This is a genomic window from Curtobacterium sp. B18 (genome assembly GCF_000333375.1).
GTDB lineage: Bacteria > Actinomycetota > Actinomycetes > Actinomycetales > Microbacteriaceae > Curtobacterium.
The window spans coordinates 1-347 of record NZ_BACZ01000191.1 but is presented as its reverse complement, the minus strand read 5'-3'; the positions used below and the strand labels follow the sequence as shown (position 1 = coordinate 347).

Sequence of the window (347 nt, the reverse complement as noted above, 5' to 3'; positions counted from 1 at the left end):
CGTGTTCGACACCGGCCACCAGTCCTACGTGCACAAGCTCGTCACCGGGCGGCAGGACTTCTCGCGGCTGCGCGAGCGGGGCGGCCTCGCCGGGTACCCGCAGCGGCGCGAGTCGGAGCACGACATCGTGGAGTCCTCGCACGCGTCGTCGTCGCTGTCCTGGGCGGACGGCATCTCCCGTGCCTTCGTGCAGACCGGCCAGGCCGACCGGACCGTGGTCGCGGAGCAGCTCGAGGTCCAGGTGCGGCGCGAAGGTGCGCTCGCGCGGCACGTCGAGTGCCTCGACCTCGGCGAGGTACCGGCGCAGCGGCTCCGAGTTCACGAGCATCCGGAAGCCGGCGCGGTAG

Annotated in this window: 1 protein-coding gene; it reads left to right on the top strand. The window is 72.6% G+C overall.

Translation table 11 applies throughout. The features are described 5' to 3' along the window. Positions 1 to 347 (top strand): 1-deoxy-D-xylulose-5-phosphate synthase N-terminal domain-containing protein (locus tag I5E_RS27280; protein ID WP_441294322.1); only part of this gene is annotated, 347 nt, incomplete at both ends.